We start from the raw sequence: 20349 nt of genomic DNA, 5'->3' as shown, positions 1-20349 counted from the left end.
ACCAGTTCATCCCGTTTTAGGACGTCCACAGAACTCCCCGTATCGGCAGAATAGGCAACCGAGCCAGGAAGAAACAGAGAAAATATGAAAGTTGTGATCCGAAAATTATCGGTAGGTCTCTGAACAGCGGAACCCGGTCCAGAGAAGCTCTCTGGACCCGGTTCGCAGCGTTGGTACAAGCCGCCGTTGCTGCCAGGTCAGGACGCGGCCAGCGCTTCGGTCGGGGACAGCCGGGCCGCGCGGATCGCGGGGTAGAGCCCGGCGATGCCGCCGATGAGCACGGTGGCGGCGAGCGCACCCGCCGTCGCCCACGCCGGTACGACGGACGGCCAGGTCTGGTAGGCGGCGTAGCCGGTGGTGACGGCGATGCCCAGCAGCACCCCCCCGACGCCGCCGAGTATGGACAGCAGGAGCGATTCGGCGAGGAACTGCATCCGGATCTGCCCTCGGGTGGCACCGAGCGAACGACGCAGGCCGATCTCGGCCCGGCGCTCCAGCACCGAGATCACCATCGTGTTGGCGACCCCCACGCCGCCCACCAGCAGCGCCACCGCGCCCAGGCCGAGCAACAGTCCGTTCAGGGTGACGTCGGCCGCCCGGCGCGCGGCCAGGGCCTCCGAGGGCTTGGACACGCTGACGTCGCCGGGCGTCTCCGGGTTGGCGGTGGCGGCCAGGACGGCGCGCACCGCCTCCACCTGGCTGTCCCGCGACCGGGTGTAGACGGTGGTCGCCCGCCCGTCGAAGCGGAACAGGTCGGTGGCGATCTCCCAGCCGATCAGGACGGCCGTGTCGAGCTCGGGCGCGAGCATGACCTTGTGGAGCACGCCGATCACGGTGAACCGTTCGCCGCCGACCAGGATCTCCACCTGCGGGCCGGCCCGGCCGATGCCGAGCCGCTCGGCCGCGTCGGCGCCGAGCACCGCGGCCGGGTACCGGCCGGTGGCGCCGTTCGGCCAGGCGCCGCCGCGCAGCGTCGCGCCGACGGTCTGCGGCAGTCTCGGCCGGGCGGCCGACACGGTCAGCCCGTTGGTCTCCACCTTGGGGATCTTGTCCGAGCGGTACACCTTGGCGTTGCGTACCGTCCCGGTGGCCGAGACGGCGGTGACCGGGCCGATCCGCGCGATCATCGCCTCGGCCTCGGCGGGCAGCTTCGCGTCCTCGCCCTCGAGGGTCTTTCCTGGTGAGACCGTGAGCAGGTTCGTGCCCAGCGCGGCGAGCTGACGGTTCAGCTGTTCGCGGGAGGAGGACGAGATGCCCACCACCGCCACCATCGCGGCGATGCCGATCGCGATGCCCAGCGCCGAGAGCAGTGCCCGCGCCGGCCGGGTGCGCAGCCCGGCCGCGCCGACCCTGACCACGTCACGCGGGGCCAGCCGGGCGGGCGTGAGACCGGGCCGGCTCCCCTCCGCCGTCATCACGAGGCCACCCCCGCCTCGCGCGCCGTCATGACCCGGACCTTCACCTCGCGCGCCGTCATGACGCGACCACCCCCGCCTCGCGCGCCGTCATGACCCGGACCTTCGCCTCGCGCGCCGTCATGACGCGACCACCCCCGGCTGGTGCGGCGTGGTGACGCCGTCGCCGACCACCCGGCCGTCGCGCATGGGCACCTGCCGGTCGAGCCCGGCCGCGATCTCCAGGTCGTGCGTGATGACCACGACCGTGGTGCCGGCGGCGTGCAGTTCCCGCAGTACGGCCATGACGCCCTGGCCCGAGGCGGAGTCGAGGTTGCCGGTCGGCTCGTCGGCGAGCAGCAGCGCGGGGCCGCCGATCACCGCCCGGGCGATCGCCACCCGCTGCTTCTCGCCGCCGGACAGCTCGTGCGGCTCGTGGTCGAGCCGGTGTCCGAGCCCGACTCGCTCCAGCGTCGCCTCGGCCCGCCGCCGCCGCTCGCTCAGGCCGACCCCGGCGTAGAGCAGCCCGTCGGCCACGTTGTCCAGCGCCGGTACTCCCGAAGCCAGGTGGAACTGCTGGAACACGAAGCCGATCCGGCTCGCGCGCAGGGCCGACAGCCGCCGGTCGGACAGCCGCGACACGTCGTGGCCGTCGACCACCACCCGGCCGGAGGTGGGCCGGTCGAGCGTGCCCACCATGTGCAGCATGGTGGACTTGCCCGAGCCGGACGGGCCGGCCACCGCGACCAGTTCGCCGGCGCCGATGGTCAGGGTGACGCCGGCGAGCGCGTGGACGCCACCGGGGTACACCTTCGTCACGTCGGTCAGCTCGATCATCGCGGCATCCCCACGGTCGTGCCCTCGCGCAGCGCGCCGCCGGTGACCTCGACCCGGCCGTTCGCGAACAACCCGGTCTCCACCTTGACGTAGTGCGTGGTGGATCCCTCGACGACCTCGACGCCGTAGCCGCCCTCGGCGAGCGTCACCAGCGCCGCGACGGGCACGGTGAGGACGTCTTCGCGCTTGGCCGCGGTGAAGGACACCATGACCACGGCCGCCTCGATCCCGGCGGCCGCCTTGGGGTCGCTCAGCGAGATGACCGTCTCGATCGACGTCTCCGCCTGGCCGCCCGGGTCGGTCGGCTGCTCGACCACCGTGGAGACCCGTTCCACCCGGCCGGCCACCTTCTTGCCGCCCGGCATCTGGACCCGCACCTTGACCCCCTTGCGGGCCAGCCGCTGCTTGGACACCTCCACCCGGGCGGTCACCTGGCGGCCGGTGCCGGTGTACCGCAGCACCTCCTGCCCGTTGCCGGTGGACTGGTTCACCCCGGCCGTGACGGTGTCGACCCGGATCCTGCCCGGGGCGAACACCACCCGGCCCTGCTCCACCTGGCCGGTCTGCGGCAGGCCCAGCTCCTTCTGCCATCGCCGCACCGCGATCGCGGTGCCCCACGTGTAGGTCTTGTCCACCGTGAACCCGCCGTGGGCGAGAGCCTTCAGGTTGCGTTCGAGCTGCCGTACGTCCGCGCCGGTGAGCCCCGGGTGGAGCGTCCGGTACGCGGGGACGTCGCCGTACATCAGCACGACCGGCGTGTCGTCCACCCGGTAGATCCGCCGGCCCCGGGAGATGACGTCGCCGGGCAGCGGCACCTTGGTCACGACACCCGCGATCCGGCCGGCCAGCGAGGTCTCGGCGCGGTAGCCCAGATCGCCTTGCACCTCGTCGGTGTCCAGCATCGTCTGCCGGGTCACCTGAGCGGTATTCGGCGGCAGGTCCGCCGCGACCGGCGTATCCGTGCCGCCCCCGCCGAACCCGACCGCGGCCGCGGTGGCCGCCCCTGCCGCGAGCGCGACCGCACCGACCGCCGCGCCGGCCCGGCCGCGCCGCCGGCGGGACNNNNGCGAGCGCGACCGCACCGACCGCCGCGCCGGCCCGGCCGCGCCGCCGGCGGACGGCCCGCCGTCTCGCCGGCGCCGTGTCGCTCGCCGGCGCCGTTTCGCTGGCCGGCATCGTGTCGCTCACGAGCTCGGCCGTGACGACGCGAACGCCTTATCGGTCTGCGCGTCGCAGGTCTTCCTAGCCTCGGGGTACTGCGGGTCCTCCCCGACCGACTGGCCGACCCGGGTAGGGCCGTTGGGGTTCGGGTCAGGGAACTTCTCCACCCCGTGCTCGCGCATGCACCGCGCGAACCCGCGCGCCAACTCCTCCTTCAGCGCCGACTGGGGGCCGCGCTCCTGCGGAGGGCGGTACTGCTTGCACGCCGCGTCCGCCGTGTCCGCCTTGGTCTTGTCGAACCCTGGCTCCATCCTTCCTTCTCTGACGCCGTCGCCGTCGACCTGCGGGTCGCCCATCGGCACGCCGTGCTCCCGCATGCACTGCGAGTACTTGAGCAGTTGGTCCACCCGGCTGAGGCTCGGCGTCGCGCTCGGCGAGGTGGACCCGTCCACCGAGGCCACGCCTTTGCCGTCGTTCGAGGTGGTGCAGGCGGTCGCCGTGGCCAGCAAGAGCGGTAACAGGCAGACGGCCAGGAATCGCGTTCTCATCAGCGGTCTCCTCTGGTTCGGTCGGCCCAGTGGAGCAGGAAGCCGGCAACGCCACCGTCACAGCGCGTGTAACACCGGTGTTATGCCCGATCACGGAGACTGCCGGTCAAGGAGGATGTACGGGTGCGAGTGCTGCTGATCGAGGACGAGATACTGCTGGCCGAACAGGTCGCCGACGGGCTGCGCGATCAGGGCATCGCGGTCGACCTCGCGGCCGACGGGCTCGACGGCTTGCACAAGGCCGGCGCGAACCGCTACGACGTGGTCGTGCTCGACCGTGACCTGCCGCTCGTGCACGGCGACCAGGTGTGCACCGCGTTGGCCGCGGGCGGCACCGATGCCCGGATTCTCATGCTCACCGCGGCGGGTGAGGCGGCCGACCGGGTCGCCGGCCTGATCCTCGGCGCCGACGACTACCTGCCCAAGCCGTTCGTGTTCGACGAGCTGGTGTTGCGCATACGCGCGCTGGCCCGCCGGGCCAACAACGCCCCACGGGTGCTGCGGCGCGCCGGCCTGACCTTCGACACCGCGCGGCGCGTCGTCACCCGCGACGGCCGCATCATCCCGCTGACCACGAAGGAACTGGCCGTGCTGGAGATCCTCATGAGCGCCGACGGCGTCGTGGTCAGCGCAGAAGACCTGCTCGAACGGGCGTGGGACGAGCACGCGGACCCGTTCACCGCGACCGTGCGGGTCACCATCGCCCGGCTGCGCCGCAAGCTGGGCGACCCGCCGCTGATCGAGACCGTCGTCGGCGCGGGGTACCGGCTGTGAGGCCGCGCCGGCACCCGTCGATCCGGCTGCGGCTGACCCTCGTGTACGCGGTCGTGCTCGTGGCGACCTGCGCGGGGCTCCTCGCGCTCAACTACGCGCTGCTCTACCAGAGCCTTTACGACAACATCCATGACCCGACCCCGGCCGAGATGGCGGCGATGATCGAGGATCCCCCCCAAGCGGCGGACCCGTCGGCGTTGGAACAGAAGGTCAGCGCCTACCGGATCGACCAGGCCGTGATCGCCCGGTTGCGTGCCGACACGCTTCTGAACACCGCCGGGACCTCGGCGATCGGGCTGGGGGTCACCGCCATGCTGGGGCTCGGTGTGTCCTGGGTCGTCGCCGGGCGCATGCTCCGGCCGTTGCGGACGCTCACCGCCGCCACCCGGCGGATCTCCCAGGACCGGCTGCACGAGCGCGTCGCGCTCACCGGGCCGCGCGACGAGCTCAAAGAGCTGGCCGATACCTTCGACGAGATGGTGGCCAGGCTGGAGGCCTCCTTCAGCAGCCAGCGCAGGTTCGTCGCCGACGCCTCGCACGAGCTGCGTACCCCGCTCGCGATCGTCCGCACCGGCGCCGAGGTGCTGCTGGCCAAGCGGGAGAGCACGCCCGCCCAGTGGGAGGCCATGGCGCACCGCGTGCTGACCGCGGCCGACCGGGCCGAACGCCTGCTGGACGGCCTGCTGGCACTGGCCCGCAGCGACAGCGGCGTCATCGCCCGCGAGCCGTACGACCTGGCGGTCGCCGCGGCCGTCGCGGTGAGCGAGGCGGACGACGAGGCCGAGCGCGCCGGCTTGAACGTCACCACCGACCTGCGCCCCGTTCCCGTCGACGGCGACCCGGTCCTGCTCGAACGCCTGGTGCGCAACCTGGTGGACAACGCGATCCGGTACAACCGTCCAGGCGGCTGGATCGACGTGACGGTCGGCGGCCTCGAAGATCGGGCCGTCGTCACGGTACGCAACAGTGGCGACGACATCCCCCCGGCGGAGGTCGACCGGCTGTTCGAGCCGTTCCAGCGGTTGGTCTCCGACCGCGTCGCGGGCTCCAGATCGACCGGTCTGGGCCTGGCCATCGTCAGGTCCATCGTGCACGCGCACGACGGCACGGTCACGGCGGCGCCGAACCCCGAAGGCGGGCTGACCGTCGCCATCACGCTGCCGACGGGAAACCCCCTGCCCACACCCGCCGAGCCGAGCGACCTGATTCCGACACGGTGCCCCTGAACGTCCCGTGTGCACGGGCGACGAACATGGGGAGCAGATAAGCAACTCCGGTTGACTAGTTTGAGATTAGTCAACTAGTGTTGCTTAAGTGTCCGCGAGCGATCTCCCCATCTCCCGGGAGCTCACGTTCGCGCTCTAACGGCACGGCCTTTCCCGGCATGGCCATGCCCGGCCCCACTCCCTCGGACCTTTCTTCCATGCCCAAGGAGGCAGAATGTCCATGTTCCGCGCCCACGCAGGCCTGCTCGCCGTCGCTCTGACCGTGGCAGGGACCGCCATGATGACCCCCGCCGCCTTCGCGGCCGACCGCGACCGGGGCCACGCCAAGATCCGGCGCGTGCTCGACCAGGCCGTGGCCGACGGCGGCGGCCCCGGGATCGTCGCCGAGATCAGAGACGGCCACACGTCACCGTGGTTCGGTGCGGCAGGGGTGGCCGACATGACCACCGGTCGCAAGCGCCAACCGGGTGAGCACTTCCGCATCGGAAGCTTCACCAAGGCGTTCACCGGCACGGTGGTCCTGCGACTGGCGGCGGAAGGCAAGCTGACCCTGGACGACACGGTGGCCAAGTGGCTGCCGGGCGTGGTGGAGGAGTACCTCGGCGCGGACGGTACCAAGATCACCGTCAGGCGGTTGCTCAACCACACCAGCGGACTCCCCGACGCCGTCCTCGGCCAGGAGACCCCGAGCCCCGAAGAGCCCGGGAAGCGCTTCATCTACTCCAAGATCAATTACAACCTCGCGGGAATGATCGTCGAGCGTGCGACAGGCTCGACCCTCGCGGACGAGATCGAGCGCCGCATCGTCCGCCCTCTGCGCCTGACGGGCACCTACCTCCCGGGCACCGACAACACGATGCGCGAGCCGCACGCCCGCCACTACTCCAAGCTGGGCGAGAGCGGTCCCGACGCGGAGATCCACGACGTGACCGAGATGGACCTGAGCTGGGCCGGGGCCGCCGGCGGCATGGTATCGACGACCTCGGACCTGCACCGGTTCCTGGGTGCTCTGCTGCGCGGCCACCTCCTCCCGCCCGCCCAGCAGAAGGAGATGTTCACCACCGTCTCGACGGAGGGCTCGGACTGGGTACCGAACACCAGGTACGGCCTCGGCGTCTACTCCCAGAAGCTCCCGTGCGGGGTCACGCTCTGGGGCGGCGGCGGCTACATCCACGGCTCGATGTCGTACGCGATGGGCGACCGCCAGGGCACCCGCACGCTGGTGAGCAACCTGAACGGCGACTGGAACGACTTCCTGGAGACCTTCGCCCAGCTCTTCGAGACGAGCTTCTGCCCGCCGACCTCCCGGAACCCCGTCTCGTAACCGGCAAGCGCCGTCTGGAGCAGAGCCGGGAACTCGGCCCCTCCGACCAGGTCCTCGCCGCCCTCGGGCGGGTCCTGAACCTCGGCGTCGACGCCACGGATCACCTCTACGACGTGCCACCAGGGGCTTAGCCGGATTCGGACGCTAGTCGGGCGATCTGCTGCACCAGTAGCGTGGCGCCGGCCGCGAAGTAGTGGGGATCCCGGGCGAGGGCAACGCGGACATGACCGTCCTGGTGGTCGCTCCGATCCCAGAAGAACGGATGACCAGGCAGTATCGCGACCCCGGTGGCGAGCAGGCGGGCGCAGAGCGCGGTGGCGCTCCCCGACTGGAGTCGCAGCCACTCGACACTGATGTCGGAGGCGGGCGACTCCACCGTGATCGGTATTCCGCCGAGTCTCGCCCGCAGATAAGCGCGGTTGGCCCGCACCACTTCTGAGCAGACCAGCACGCGCTCCCTGTCCGGACCGGCCCGGCGCCGGTCGATGTCGAACAACCCCGCCAGCGCCTGGAGCACGAACGGGGAAACATTGAGAGCGATCTCCTCGCTGACGATGCGAAGCGTGGAAGCGAGACCTCCACTTGAGGAGACGAGACCGACTTTCAGTTCCTTGAGCGGATAGATCTTCCCGGTGTCCTCGATGAAGATGTAACGCAACCCCTCTGTTCGCCGCGCGATGGCGTACTGATCCCACCGGTGAAGCGACGACAGCAATCTGAAGCTGAAATCCACGATGAGAACCTTGCCGTGGCTCGCGCAGTCCTGGCAGACCCGGTGAAAGGAATCGCGATCCGGCACGTATCCGGTCGGGTTGTTGGGCACGACCAGGAGAATCACATCGCAGCGGCGTAGCACTTCCCGTCGATACACCTCGTCGAGCCAGATGTCCGGCTCCCGGACGGGCGTGGTGTGCAATCCGTTCCGCCGCATGAGAAGCGGAATATTATCGAACGTGGGACAGATTATCGCCGCGTCCGCCAAGCCCGCCGATCGGATCGCTTTCGCCGTCACGTCGAGGGAGGTCGAGCTGGAATAATGAAACAAGGGCCGCTCCGCCGGAGGTGTCTGGGCGGCGAGCCGAAAGAAGGCGTCGACGAAGTCCCTCTCATACTGCGACTGAGGTCTGGACGTCGGATCGGTCAGCGCCGAATGCAGGGTGAAAACGAAATCGAGCTCCTCTTTCGATAACGGGTGCTGGGCATGTCCGTCGGCCAGGTTGAAGACCCTCTCCAAACCGAGCGTCTCCCATTTGGTGAGCGTCCATGCGGCGCTGTCCCTGTAGTCGTCAGCCAATACGATCTCAGTCCAAACGGCGCACGGCGAGTCGTAATATCGCGAATCCCTGACGCCAGATCGCGCCGGCGACTCCGAAGTACGTGAGGGCGAGGATGACGACCGGGCCGAATGTGAAGACCGGGGGCAACTCGCGGATGTTCGCGGCCAGCACGGCGGCGAGTGCCAGGATGGCCGTCAATCCGATCGACAGAGCCAGCAACTGGATCTTAGGGAACTTGGCCCGGTGCCTTACGATCCGCTCGACGACGCGCCGTCGTTCCAACGTCCCGACCATGGACTGCTCATCGACATCGAATGCCAGATTGTCGAGGCTCAGCGCTTCCTGCAGCCACATTTGGAGCATCAGGACTTCGAAGACGATGATGATGCTGATGCATGTGTACAGAGCTCCCAGTAGATCCACTAAATCGCCGCCCGCTGCAGAAGTCACAACTCGGAGCTCCCCTTCTCGCACAGGTGACGGAGCGCGTCCGCGTCCTCCCTGCTGATTCGTACCTCATGCGTGGACCCGTGATCGAGGAAACGCGGTCGCGTCCGGAGCAGGCCGCTGCTCAATCCCCTGTCGAAGATTCGCTGAACCGCATCCTGCTGCTCGGAGTGGATGTGAAAGATCTCCCGGAGGCTGTCCGTCTTCACCGGGCCACGGTGGAGCATCGCGGCCACCATGCCGAGGTCGGTCGTCTCCGCTGTCGTCAGCCGGGCCTCGATGGCCTCGCCCATTCTGCATACAATTCGGTACGTGTCGGTGCGCAGGAGACGAGCATCGGAACGGCGCGCGCGATGGAGTGCGAGCAACGACTCGCCCGCCTTGAAACGTATGGCGGGATCGGTGTGCCTGAGATGGCCGCGCAGTATGTGTTCCGAGCCGGGGTCGCAGAGAAGGCCGAGGGCGTAGATTCCGTCCTCGATCACATAGGCCTCTCGCTCGCTGAGTATGAAGCTCTCGATCGCCTCGCGACGCTCGCGCGCCTTCAGTATCCCGAGGGAATAGAGGATGTTCCCCTTCGCGTATCGGCCGGGCAGGTCGTCCGGCTCGCTCAGCAAGGCCGACAGGTAGATTCCAACGATCTCCTGGCGCAATTCAGGGCGATGCGGGAGTATGCGCCGGGCGAGGAGCTGCAGAGACCAAGACGCCGAGTCGCGGTATCGGAATCGCCTGTCGAACAGCAGCCCTTTGAGAAGCTCCAGGTCGCCTTGGTCGCCCATTTGGGCGATCCCGTTCGCGGCGAACGCCCGTGACCGCGGCTGGGATTTCGCGTCTTGGGCCACCGCTCGCAACGTCGGAAGGCACGAGACGGCACCCAGGTCCTTGAGCGCCGCGACGGCCTGATCCGCGACGTCACCGCCCCAACCGGGAAGTCGAAGGACGATCGCCAGGGCCACCTCCTCCCGCTGCGCGTCAGAACGGTAGGCGGAGGACGCCAGGGTGTACAGGGCATTGATCACCACGTCGTGACGCTCGTCGTCGAGAAGGGCGAGCAGGGCGTTGACGGAGGTGAGAACGAACGCCTGTGGGACGACGGGAGCGTACTTGTCGGCGAAATAGACAAGGTCCTCGCGTAGGCGCACGGGGTAGGACTGGTCCAGCCTCTGGATCAGTCCCCGGCTTGCCCGGACAAGTTCGTAGTCGAAGGGCCGGTCCCAGTTCTTGAACGCCTCGAGGATGCTGAGGGAGAGATCGCCGATCTCTCCGGAATCGATGTCCCAGCGATCGGCGACGGCCTGCGCGGCCAGTACGAGAAGCTCCTGGCGGCCATGTTGGAACGCGACGTCCACGGTGAGACGGGAAGTCCTGCCGGCGAGCTCCTCGGTCCCCACCACAAAGGTGAGCGGTCCCCAGAACCGGCGGCGCTCGTCCAAGAGGATCTCGACGAGAGCATCATGTGACCCGGCCGTCTTCATGGTCAGCCTGAGATGCCGACCCGCCAGCGCGTCGCGGAACGTCAGGTGCATGAAGCCGATCTGGGGATGTCCCCCGACCGGTGATGGGATCTGCTTCAGAGGCGCCCGGGTCATGAGAACCGCGAGCAATTCCGCGGGGGAGGACTCGCCGCTCCCGAACCAGGACCAGCGGGGGTCGTCCAGTGCTTCTTCAAGCCATTCGGCGAGCTGCTCCTCGCTCGCCGAGGCCTGCATGCCCTCCAGCATCTTCCAGGCGACGAATCCGAGTAGTTTCAGATTGCCGCCGCCGATGAATCGACGCTCCATGGCCGAGTCGATGGGGCGTCTCCCACGCTCACGGGCGTCTATGAGGGTGATGAACAGATCGTAGATCTGGCTCGGCGAGGAGATCTGCAGAACGCTGTCGTGCCCGGCGAGTAGTAGTTCCTGCGTCATCGACAGGACCAGGGGGTTCCGGCACAGTTCTTTCAGCTCGCCGCGCAGGGCAAGCGGCAGCTCGCTCATTGCGGAATCTCGGGCGGCCTCCTGTAGCGCCGTTTCGACATCGGCCGGGCTCAGCGGCTGCAGGGTGGCGGCATGGAGCCGCAGCGCCGCCCAGGCGGGAAGTTGCGCCCCTCGGCAACTGGAGATGATGCGGCACCGTGGAAAGAGCGCATGGAAGTCCAGCATCGCCTGGAATCCGGCGTCGATGTCGTGGTCGCGCACCTCGTCCAGCGCGTCGAACAGGACCCAGCAATCTCCTCGGCGTAGGACCCGCGTGGCATTTGCGGCACTAAGTCGCCGCCCCGCCAGCTGCTCGACGATGGGACGGTGGCGTGACCACAGTCCCATGCGTAACAGGAAAACGGGATCTCCGTTCTCCAGCCTCTCTTGGGCGAAGGACTCCAGGAGGGTGGTCTTTCCTGACCCCGGATCGCCGGTGACCACGATCGGTGCCCCGGCGGCCGACGCGATGAGTTCGTCGAAGGAGAAGGCGTTGTGGCCATCCGGCTCCCGGCTCAGCCGGGAGACGCGGTGGCCCGATCTCCTGGCCAGTTTGAAACGGAGCGGGAACAGGCGGCCGTGGTCGTCCGATGTCAGCTCGGAGAGAAGCCACTGCCGATATCGACTGACCGCCCCATCAATCGAACTCGACATTCATCACCTCTGCGCACCCTCTACGGACTTTCAACGCGGAGCCCCCGGCCTTCCAACGCCTCCCGAGCAAGTTCGGAACGCTCCTGGCGTACGAAGATGTAGTCGAACGTGAAGGTGGACATGACCAGGACACTGGATTCCGTGGCCGCGATCGCCGCGCACAACGCGGCCAGGAACCCAGGCGCGGCGAAAGGACGACTGGTCCTGATGCGGAATGCGGTGAGCGGTCCATAGCCGTCCCCAGGAAATCCTTCTGGCTCCTGCTCCGACGCGAAGATCAACGTACGTTCGTCGGGGTCGTCGATCATGCCGAAGAATACGTCATGTCCAGTACGGGGTGATGGGCCCGCAGGCTCCTTCTCCTGGCACATCCAGTACTTCGAGGTCAGCATGGAATATGAGCTCGTATTGATGACGTCATCTACGGACACGTCGGCAACTCCTTCAATGTCAATTCGAAAGCAGGCTCGACGTGAGTCCTGTCCCGCCCTTGGCCATGGTCGACAGCGTTTTGTACGTGGAGTCGGCGACATCCAGCCAGCCCCGCTGGAGTCCTTCGCCCTTACGGCGCAGGGACCCTTGGCCAGGGACCTGCACATTGTCGGCGCCCTGCATGGGTATGCTGGCGACGATCTCATCGACCAGTGCGCTGACGTGATGATGCGCTCCGCTGACTGGATTGACCGCCAGGAACATCGCTCCCAGCGAATACTCGTCGTCGACCTGGCCGCCCATCGCCGCGCCCGCCACCGTGCCCGCGAGAAGCTCGATGGCCAGGCAGAGGGCAGACCCTTTGTGCTCACCGAACGGCAGAACGGCGTCGACCTGTGCGGGCTCGACCGTCTCATTTCCGTTGCCATCGAGGAAGGCGTTTCGTGGCAGCTGGCTCTCGCTCAGCGTAGCCTGCCTGATTTCTCCCCAGACCTTTTTGGATGTGGCGAAGTCGATCACGACCGGGGTGGTCACCGAAGGGAATCCGAAGGAAATGGGATTGGTGCCCAGAATGGCATTGCGCGAGCCGAAGGGGGCGACGGCCGGCGGTCCGGCGTTGTTGAGCACGATGCCGACCATTCCGGTCTCGGCAATGATGCGCGAGTACGGGGCCAGCCGTCCGAATCTGCCGAAATTGCGCAGCGTGACCAGCCCGACGCCGCATCGGCGGGCCAGGTCGGCGGCTTTGAGGGAAGCGAACCTCGCTGCCAGCTGCCCGATCTCGCGATGCCCATCAATGATCATCAGGCATCCGACGCTGGACACGACTTCGGACCCGCCCTGACGATTATCGAGTGCGTGGTCAATGAGGAGGAACTTGCCCAGGCCGTGAGTCGGTCTTCCCTCCAATTCGGCATCGACGTGGTCGTCAATGACGAATTCGGCGTCCTCTCCGGTTATCCCGCGCGAGCTCAGAACCTGCCGCATCATTTGCTTGAGCTCGTCTAGAGATGTCCGCACGCTGTCCTCCTGCATGGTTCGACATCGAAAGGTGCGGTAACGGCAGAGGTCGCGTCGATTATCTGCCCTGCTGGTCAGAGACGCAAGCTACAGCACCACCACGGACGTCGGAGGTCGGGAAATGGGGCGGCCGGCGATAGCGTGGATGGCGAAAAAAGGTAACAGTGAGTTAATCATCCTAAATGCGAGTTTCGGTGCTACCGATATCGGCCCCTTCACTGCGCCGCTTCCCCATGTGAAACTGGAGCGTGACGGTCCAGCCTGCTCGTCGAGATGAGCATGTGTCATCGCGTCCACGTGTCGTATGGGTCGACGAGCCGACGGTCCTGCCGGCCGAATTCCTGGCACGAGTCCGTGAGTTCTGCGAGTTCAATGTGATGAACGGGATGCCGGGCCCCGACGAGGTCGTACGTCGCCTGCGTGGCGCTGAGATCGCCGTCGCCGAGTGGACGCTGTTCGATGAAGGGCTGATTTCCCGCCTCGGCAGCGTGCGTTATCTATGTCTTGTGACCACGGCTGCGGACTACGTCGACGTCGAAGCCGCCCGTAGGCATGGCATTGTGGTGACCAACTGCCCCTCTTACAGTGCCGCGTCCGTGGCGGAGTATGTCATCGGCGCGCTGATAGTCGCAGATCGCGCGATGAATGCGTCCAACGCCGAGGCGAAGCTGGGCAGGTCGCACGTCTACCATCCATTCCTGGGCCGCGGTCTGGAGAAGTCGACCCTGGGTCTCGTGGGCGTAGGAACCATAGGCCGTCAGATCGCCAAGCGGGCGGCCGCCCTCGGGATGACGGTGCTCGGGTGCAACCGGTCGGGCGGGCCCGTCCCAGGAGTGAAGATCGCCTCTCTGGAGCAGGTCCTGCGGTCCGCCGACTACGTGTCGATACAGGTCCCGTATTCGGCCGCGACCCATCATCTGATCTCCGGAGCCGAGCTCGATCTGCTCGCGCGGCACGCGATACTGGCGAACGTTTCGCGCGCCCGCGTGCTGGACGAGCAGGCCTTGGCGGATCGGCTGGCCTCCGGCAGGATCCGTGGCGCCATCCTCGACGATGTGAGCGATCCGGTCAGGTCCAGGCTGGTCTCGCTTCCGGCGGCTCTGGTCACCACAGGCATAGCGTGGTTCACAGAACACGCCATTCACCGCAATTTCAATGAGCTGGAACAGACCTTGCGGTCGTGCGTCGCCGACGCCCCGATCAACGTGGTCGACCCCTGAGCTGGGTGTCACCGGTCCCGATCCAGGGAGGGCCGAGGGCCGGCGGTAGCCTGGTGACCGGTCGTAACGGGAAGATCAGGGGGCAGGGTGAAGCTTCTCCACTCCGGAAAGGTCCGGGACGTATACGAGGACCGGGGGGACATCATCCTCGTGGCGTCCGATCGCATCTCGGTGTACGACGTGATCCTGCCGACCCCGATCCCCGACAAGGGGAAGATACTCACCCGGCTCTCGCTGTGGTGGTTCGACCAGCTGGCGGACGTCGTCCCCAACCATGTGATCTCGGCGACCGACGTGCCCGAGGAGTTCGCCGGCCGGGCCGTGCGCTGCCGCATGCTCGACATGGTCGCGGTGGAGTGCATCGCACGCGGCTACCTGGCGGGGTCGGGCCTCCAGGAGTACCGGGCGAGCGGCTCGGTGTCCGGGGTGGCGCTTCCGGAAGGGCTGATGGAGGGCTCCAAGCTGCCCGAGCCGGTCTTCACGCCGACCACCAAGGCGGCGCTCGGCGCTCACGACGAGTTCATCACCTACGACGACGTGGCCACGCGTGAGGGTGCCGAGACCGCCGAGGAGCTGCGGCGGCTCACCCTGGAGGTCTACCGCCGCGGTTCTGAGCTCGCCGCCGAGCGGGGCATCATCATCGCCGACACCAAGCTCGAGTTCGGCCGGGCTGCCGACGGCGCCTTGCTGCTGGGCGATGAGGTCCTGACCTCCGACTCCTCGCGGTTCTGGCCCGCCGCCCAGTGGGAGCCGGGCCGCCCGCAGTACGCCTTCGACAAGCAGTTCGTCCGAGACTGGGCCGTCGGCACCGGATGGGACAAGAAGGAGCCCGCGCCCGAGGTGCCCGAGGCCATCGTCGACGCCACGCGCTCGCGCTACGTCGAGGCATACGAGGCCCTCACCGGCGAATCCTGGTGATTCCAGGCACCCGCCCGGTCCCGGGGTGGGGGTGGGGGAGGCGCCAGGGTCGGGGTGGGGTCATCCCTGATGGGGGCGGGCCGGTGCGCGGCCCATCATCGAAGCATGTCGAATCGGTCATTCCCCACCCCCCGTGACGTCTTCACCGGGATGTCGTTCGTCGCCGCCCCTCTGTTCCTGCTGGCCTACGGCGTCATCCGGCTGCTGGACGGGCTCGACGGGAGCCGGGGTCCAGGTGTCGCCTGGACGACCGGCCACGCGGCCTTCCTCATCGGGACTTCGCTGTTCGGGGTCGTCATCCTCGGCCTGTACCGCACGGTGGCGGACCGCGTCACGGGCCTGCGGCTCACGGCCGGCGCGAGCACCGTGATCGCCCTGCTCGGAACATGCGCGACGGCCGGTCAGGTCGTCATCGACCTCGTCGTGGGGCTGCGCGCCGCCGACCGTCCTGAGATGAACGAGCTCTTCCAGCAGGTCCAGGCGTACGCGGGGGTGAAGGCCGCCTTCTACACCGTGGGACCGGTGCTGTTCTACGTCGGCCTGCTCGGCCTCGTCGTCATGCATGCGGTGGCGAGCCCGCGAAAGGGCGGCGTCTGGGGCCCCGTGGCGATCGTGCTGGGCACGGCGCTGATGGCCGTCGACCTCGACCTGATCCCGGTGGGCGCCGCGTGCTACTGGTTCGCCCTCGCCCCTGCCGGATGGCGGCTCGCGCAGGGGGACCTCGCCGACGAGACCTCCGTGACCGGCGGCCCCGACGCACCCGCCCTGGCCTGACCGCCGTCACCACAGCCCTGGCGTCAGCGCTACTTCCTGCAGATGTTCTGGGTGGCCGTCTTCGCGACCGGGGCGCCGGTGGCCGTGGGGGTCGTGGCGGGGGTGGGCTTGACGGTGACCTTCTTCGCGCCGGAGTACTTCGTGCCGACGATGACCTCGATGCCCGGCACGTCCGCCTCGCGCAGCTGAGCCCCGGGGATGGCGGCGGCGACGGTGCGGGCGGAGTCCTCGCGGCCGGCGGGGTAGCGGACCACGGTGTCGACGTGGTCGCGGGGGGTGGTGTCGCCGGGCGCGGACGGCACCTGGAACCCGGCCTTCTGCAGGTCGGTCTTCGTGCGCGCGCCAAGGCCCGTGATGGCCGTGCCGTTGACCACCCGGACCGCGATGCGCGCGGGCGGAACGGTCAGCGCCGCCGCCGAGGAACTCGCGGACGGCGTCGGGGAGGCGCTCTTGGCGGAGGTGGGCTTGACCAGGGGCTCGTCCGCCGCGATCCGCCTGAACAGGTCGCGGGAGGCCGTCTTGTCCCACAGGACGGCCGACTCCCCGGTGGGCGCCGTGTAGTTCACATCCGCCAGGGGGACGGTGGTGAAGGCCACGTCGTCGGTCGAGACGTCCTTGAGCTGGTTCGCGAGCCCGAGCAGGTCCTTGGCGAGGGCCTCGTCGACGGTCAGGGTCTTGAGCGTCGAGCCGACCAGGCCGCCGAGCTTGGCGGGGTTGGCGAGGGTGCCGCCGCTGAGCGCCCGCTGGAGCAGGGCCGAGATGACCTGCTGCTGCCGGTCGATGCGGTCGAGGTCGGAGCGCGCGGTGGCGCGGGTGCGCGCGTAGAACAGCGCCTTGACCCCGTCGAGCTCGTACGTGCCCGGCTGGAGCTGGAACTTGGTGTGCTGGTCGTTGATCGCGACGGGAGTGCACACCGAGACGCCGCCGAGGGCGTCCACGACGTTGATGAACCCGAGCACGTTGACCTCGACGTAGTGGTTGATGGTCAGCCCCGTGGCGTTGCGCACGGTGCGGACGGCCAGCGGGGCGCCGCCGAGGGAGTAGGCCGAATTGATCTTGTGGGCGCCCTTGCCAGGGATGTCGACCCAGCTGTCGCGGGGGAGGCTGACCACCGTGATCTTCGAATGGTCCTCCGAGAGATGGATGACCATCATCGTGTCGCTGCGCTGTCCCACCTCGCGGCCCAGGTGGAGCTGGTTCTGCTGCTGCCGTGTGAGGTCGTCGCGCTTGTCGACGCCGACGAGCAGGATGTTCATGGCACCGCGGGCGTCCGACCCTGCGGTGCCGGCGTTGACCTGTTTGAGCTGGCTCGTGGCGTAGGTCGACAGGAACCACAGCACTCCGGATCCGAGCAGCACGGCGCTGGACAGCGCACCGGTCACCATCAGTGTGCGGACACTCGACCGGGCGCGTTTGGAGCGCCGCTGTGACAGCCGCACCCCGCCGTACGCGTCGCCGCCCACGTGGACACCAGAGGCGTCGTCACTCATCGCGGTGCCCCCCTCAGGCAAGGAACGCTCACCGGTGAGGACGTTTCATCGCCCGTGGGTTGCCGTCCCCACCCGCTCGTACAGTAGCGTGAGCGCCGCCATGAAGGAGTTCCCCGACTCGCCCCGAACCAGCCAGACCACTCGAGTCTGGCCGCCGATCTCGGTCGTCATGCCGGTGCTCAACGAAGAGCGCCACCTGCGTGAGGCCGTGCGGCAGGTGCTCGCCCAACGTTACGACGGGCCTATCGAGGTCGTCCTCGCCGTAGGCCCGTCCCATGACCGCACGCAGGAGGTTGCCGACGCCCTCGCGGCCGAGGACCCCCGCGTGACCGTCGTACCGAATCCCACCGGACGCACCCCCCACGCGCTCAACGCCGCCATCGGCGCGTCGCGCAACGGGATCATCGCCCGCGTCGACGGGCACGCCATGCTCCCGGAGGACTACCTCCAGGTGGCCGTGGACACGCTCGAAAGCACCGGCGCGGACAACGTCGGCGGCATCATGGCCGCCGAGGGCGTCACGCCGTTCGAGCAGGCCGTGGCGCGCGCGATGACCTCCAAGATCGGCGTGGGCAACGCGCGCTTCCATACCGGTGGTCAGGCCGGCCCGGCCGACACCGTCTACCTCGGGGTCTTCCGCCGCGAGGCGCTGGAGCGCGTCGGCGGGTACGACGAGCACTTCCAGCGCGCCCAGGACTGGGAGATGAACCACCGCATCCGCGAGACCGGAGGCCTGGTGTGGTTCCAGCCCCGGATGCGCGTCTCCTACCGGCCCCGGCCGACGGTCAAGGCCCTCGCCAAGCAGTACTTCCACTACGGCCGCTGGCGCAGGGTCGTGGCGCGCACCCACGAAGGCACGATCAACCTGCGCTACCTCGCCCCGCCGATCGCCGTCGTGGCGATGCTGCTCGGCCTGGTCGTGTCGCCGTTCTTCTGGCCGGGCCTGCTGGTCCCCGGGGCGTACATCCTGGCGATCCTCGCCGGCTCGGTGCTCACCGGCCGGGGGCTGTCCCCCAGCGCTCTGGCGCGGCTGCCGCTGGTGTACGCGACCATGCACATCTCCTGGGGATGGGGCTTCCTCACCAGCCCGCCGAGCCTCGGCAAGCCGCCCCGAGGGGTCTAGAGCCGCAGCGTGCCGTTGAGCGTGGCCATATCGTGGGCCCGGTTCACCGCCTCGTCGAACCGGGTCATCGCGTCAGGATGGTCGGGCCCGAGCAGGTAGTGCTTCATCCTGCGCCGGGCCCCGGCCAGCTCGTCCCCGCCCAGGTGCCGTGGCTGGGCGAGGATCGAGGGCAGCTCCCACAGGTCGGGGCCGAGCAGGTAGGCCGCCTCCGCGCTTGGATACCGCTCGCGGAAGACGTGCCCGGCCATCCCGGCCACGTTGGTCACCGCGTACGGCTTGCCGCTCGCGACGAAGTCGGCGACGACGCTGGAGATGTCGCTGATCAGCAGGTCGCAGTCGTTGAAGCAGTCGTACAGGTGCGGTTCGGGGCCGGTCACGACCTGGTGCGAGCCCGCGCCGTCACCCGGTGGGGACGCCGCCCGGATCATCTCCACGATCTTCCGGTGGGCCGTCGCGGCCCGGGGATCGCGCTCGCCGGTGAGCGGATGCGGCTTGTAGATCAGTCGTACGGCCGGCACGTGGGCGAGCAGGGCGCGGACGAGCCGGGGGCCCATCGTGATCAGCGAGGTGTGGAACAGGTCGTCGGTCCAGCCCTCCCACGTGGGCGCGTAGAGCACGCTGACGGCCGGAAGGCCCGGCCCGCTCTCCCTGACCCCCGAGAGCTGCGGGCGGCCCACCTCGACGATGTCCTCGTCGCGCACGCCCACCTGGGCGCGCAGGTAGCGGTCGCGCCCGGCGGGGCCGGCGACCCACACCTCGTCGTAGACCTTGGAGAACGGGTTGAACGAGGCCTCCTTGTCGCTGTCGCCGTGACCGACGAAGACGCTGCGCAGGCCCGGCACCCGCAGCAGGTGGATGTTCTTGCCGACGTTGGACGCGTAGAGCGCGAGGCGGGCGCTGTCCAGCCCTCGCAGGTTCATCAGGTCGATCGCCGACGGCACGCACAGCACCGGCAGCGACGTCGGCCCGAGCAGCGGGAGAAGCTCGCGCTCCCGCAGCACGATGATCGTGCGACGGCTGAGCCGCGCCAGCGTGTCCAGCCACATGGTGGCCTGGTAGAGGGCGGTGGGCGGGCCCGAGAAGTAGAAGATCACCTCAGGGCGGTAGGCCTGGACCCGCCGGTCGACCGCCGCGATGACACGGTCGCGGTTCGACAGGGGCGCCGCCCGCCACGCGTGCAGCAGCAGCACGAGCACGGCGGTGGCCTGGAGCGCGACGGCCGCGCCTAGGCCCGCGCCGCCCAGCGCCGCGCTGTAGGGGCCGGACGCGCCTCCGCCGGTGAGAGCGCCCGCCGCGATCGCGCCCACGGGCAGGACGTCGATGGAGAACAGCCGCGCGCCGCACCGGCCGGCCAGGCCTCGCGGCGGCCCGGCGCGGCTCCGCAACTCGGGCGCCTCGATGTTCCTGGTCGTCACGGGCATGCGGTTCAGGCACCGGTCGAGGTACAGCGCCAGGCCGGCCCGCAGCACGCGCAGCGCGTGAACGAGCAGGAGCCCGCCGCACAGGACGACGAACCACCGCGAGCCGGCGCCGGCCGTACGGGCCACGAGCAGCACCGCGGCGATCTCACGGGCCAGGAAGCGCACGCTGAGCCCGAGGTGGACGCGGCCGAGCCGGTCGAGCACGGGCCGCGCCAGGCGGCCGGCCGCCACCTCGGCTCCGTACGACACCGTCACGACGAGGGCGAACGCCACCGGCAGCGGATACAGCGCGGTGACCATCAGCGCCGGGAAGGACAGCAGGAGCACTCCGGCGAGGATCGCTCCACGCAT

18 protein-coding genes are annotated in these 20349 nt (G+C 68.8%); 7 read left to right on the top strand and 11 right to left on the bottom strand.

Going from position 1 to position 20349, the window contains the following annotated elements; genetic code table 11:
* Positions 1 to 197: 197 nt before the first annotated feature.
* The 4 genes from ABD810_RS29330 to ABD810_RS29315 form a co-directional block, all read right to left on the bottom strand.
* A complete protein-coding gene (locus ABD810_RS29330; protein ID WP_344947861.1) occupies positions 198 to 1415 on the bottom strand; it encodes an ABC transporter permease in 1218 nt (405 codons plus the stop codon).
* Between the two features lie 120 nt (positions 1416 to 1535).
* On the bottom strand, positions 1536 to 2231 hold the full coding sequence (locus tag ABD810_RS29325) for an ABC transporter ATP-binding protein (protein ID WP_344947594.1): 696 nt from the start codon (positions 2229 to 2231) through the stop codon (positions 1536 to 1538).
* The gene (locus tag ABD810_RS29320; RefSeq protein ID WP_425566973.1) at positions 2228 to 2974 is read right to left on the bottom strand and encodes a peptidoglycan-binding protein; all 747 of its coding nucleotides are present in this window, start codon (positions 2972 to 2974) and stop codon (positions 2228 to 2230) included. The genes ABD810_RS29325 and ABD810_RS29320 overlap by 4 nt, the downstream gene beginning before the upstream one ends.
* Before the next feature lie 441 nt (positions 2975 to 3415).
* A complete protein-coding gene (locus ABD810_RS29315; RefSeq protein WP_344947588.1) occupies positions 3416 to 3940 on the bottom strand; it encodes a hypothetical protein in 525 nt (174 codons plus the stop codon).
* A gap of 123 nt (positions 3941 to 4063) precedes the next feature.
* Here ABD810_RS29315 and ABD810_RS29310 point away from each other — a divergent pair, with 123 nt between their 5' ends.
* From ABD810_RS29310 to ABD810_RS29300, 3 genes are all read left to right on the top strand, one after another.
* Positions 4064 to 4714 carry a response regulator transcription factor gene (locus ABD810_RS29310; RefSeq protein WP_344947585.1) on the top strand — a complete coding sequence of 217 codons (651 nt, stop codon included), beginning with the start codon at positions 4064 to 4066 and terminating at the stop codon, positions 4712 to 4714.
* Entirely contained in the window at positions 4711 to 5940 is a 1230-nt protein-coding gene (locus ABD810_RS29305; RefSeq protein WP_344947582.1) for a sensor histidine kinase, read from the top strand. The genes ABD810_RS29310 and ABD810_RS29305 overlap by 4 nt, the downstream gene beginning before the upstream one ends.
* Before the next feature lie 214 nt (positions 5941 to 6154).
* Positions 6155 to 7264: a serine hydrolase domain-containing protein gene (locus ABD810_RS29300; protein ID WP_344947579.1), complete on the top strand. Its 1110-nt coding sequence runs from the start codon at positions 6155 to 6157 to the stop codon at positions 7262 to 7264.
* A 127-nt stretch (positions 7265 to 7391) separates the two neighbouring features.
* Here the strand turns inward: ABD810_RS29300 and ABD810_RS29295 are convergent, their stop codons facing one another.
* Genes ABD810_RS29295 through ABD810_RS29275 form a run of 5 tightly spaced genes read right to left on the bottom strand, consistent with a single transcriptional unit; the run spans position 7392 to position 13067 of the window.
* Positions 7392 to 8558, bottom strand: coding sequence for an aminotransferase class I/II-fold pyridoxal phosphate-dependent enzyme (locus ABD810_RS29295; RefSeq protein ID WP_344947576.1), 1167 nt, complete (start codon positions 8556 to 8558; stop codon positions 7392 to 7394).
* Positions 8559 to 8565: 7 nt separating this feature from the next.
* Positions 8566 to 8991 carry a hypothetical protein gene (locus ABD810_RS29290; protein ID WP_344947573.1) on the bottom strand — a complete coding sequence of 142 codons (426 nt, stop codon included), beginning with the start codon at positions 8989 to 8991 and terminating at the stop codon, positions 8566 to 8568.
* A complete protein-coding gene (locus tag ABD810_RS29285; RefSeq protein WP_344947570.1) occupies positions 8988 to 11600 on the bottom strand; it encodes an NACHT domain-containing protein in 2613 nt (870 codons plus the stop codon). Before ABD810_RS29285 ends, ABD810_RS29290 begins: the two co-directional genes overlap by 4 nt.
* A gap of 20 nt (positions 11601 to 11620) precedes the next feature.
* Positions 11621 to 11992, bottom strand: a complete 372-nt coding sequence (locus ABD810_RS29280) for an ACT domain-containing protein (protein ID WP_344947567.1) — start codon at positions 11990 to 11992, stop codon at positions 11621 to 11623.
* Between the two features lie 58 nt (positions 11993 to 12050).
* Positions 12051 to 13067, bottom strand: a complete 1017-nt coding sequence (locus tag ABD810_RS29275) for an Ldh family oxidoreductase (protein WP_344947564.1) — start codon at positions 13065 to 13067, stop codon at positions 12051 to 12053.
* Positions 13068 to 13333: 266 nt separating this feature from the next.
* Here ABD810_RS29275 and ABD810_RS29270 point away from each other — a divergent pair, with 266 nt between their 5' ends.
* From ABD810_RS29270 to ABD810_RS29260, 3 genes are all read left to right on the top strand, one after another.
* Positions 13334 to 14272, top strand: a complete 939-nt coding sequence (locus ABD810_RS29270) for an NAD(P)-dependent oxidoreductase (protein WP_344947561.1) — start codon at positions 13334 to 13336, stop codon at positions 14270 to 14272.
* Positions 14273 to 14359: 87 nt separating this feature from the next.
* Positions 14360 to 15190, top strand: a complete 831-nt coding sequence (locus ABD810_RS29265; protein ID WP_344947557.1) for a phosphoribosylaminoimidazolesuccinocarboxamide synthase — start codon at positions 14360 to 14362, stop codon at positions 15188 to 15190.
* Between the two features lie 105 nt (positions 15191 to 15295).
* Positions 15296 to 15964 carry a hypothetical protein gene (locus ABD810_RS29260; protein ID WP_344947554.1) on the top strand — a complete coding sequence of 223 codons (669 nt, stop codon included), beginning with the start codon at positions 15296 to 15298 and terminating at the stop codon, positions 15962 to 15964.
* Positions 15965 to 15993: 29 nt separating this feature from the next.
* Here ABD810_RS29260 and ABD810_RS29255 read toward each other — a convergent pair whose 3' ends face one another.
* A complete protein-coding gene (locus tag ABD810_RS29255; RefSeq protein WP_344947551.1) occupies positions 15994 to 17454 on the bottom strand; it encodes an LCP family protein in 1461 nt (486 codons plus the stop codon).
* 100 nt (positions 17455 to 17554) lie between these two features.
* Between ABD810_RS29255 and ABD810_RS29250 the strand changes: the two genes are divergently transcribed.
* Positions 17555 to 18577 (top strand): glycosyltransferase family 2 protein, encoded by a 1023-nt coding sequence (locus ABD810_RS29250; RefSeq protein WP_344947548.1) that lies wholly within the window; start codon positions 17555 to 17557, stop codon positions 18575 to 18577.
* On the opposite strand, the gene ABD810_RS29245 is transcribed toward ABD810_RS29250, so the two are convergent.
* Positions 18574 to 20349, bottom strand: a complete 1776-nt coding sequence (locus ABD810_RS29245; RefSeq protein ID WP_344947545.1) for a CDP-glycerol glycerophosphotransferase family protein — start codon at positions 20347 to 20349, stop codon at positions 18574 to 18576. The two genes, ABD810_RS29250 and ABD810_RS29245, sit on opposite strands and share 4 nt — an antisense overlap.

It is taken from the genome of Sphaerisporangium flaviroseum (assembly GCF_039537005.1).
In the GTDB taxonomy this organism is placed as follows: domain Bacteria; phylum Actinomycetota; class Actinomycetes; order Streptosporangiales; family Streptosporangiaceae; genus Sphaerisporangium; species Sphaerisporangium flaviroseum.
This window is presented reverse-complemented; position numbering and strand designations above follow the sequence as displayed.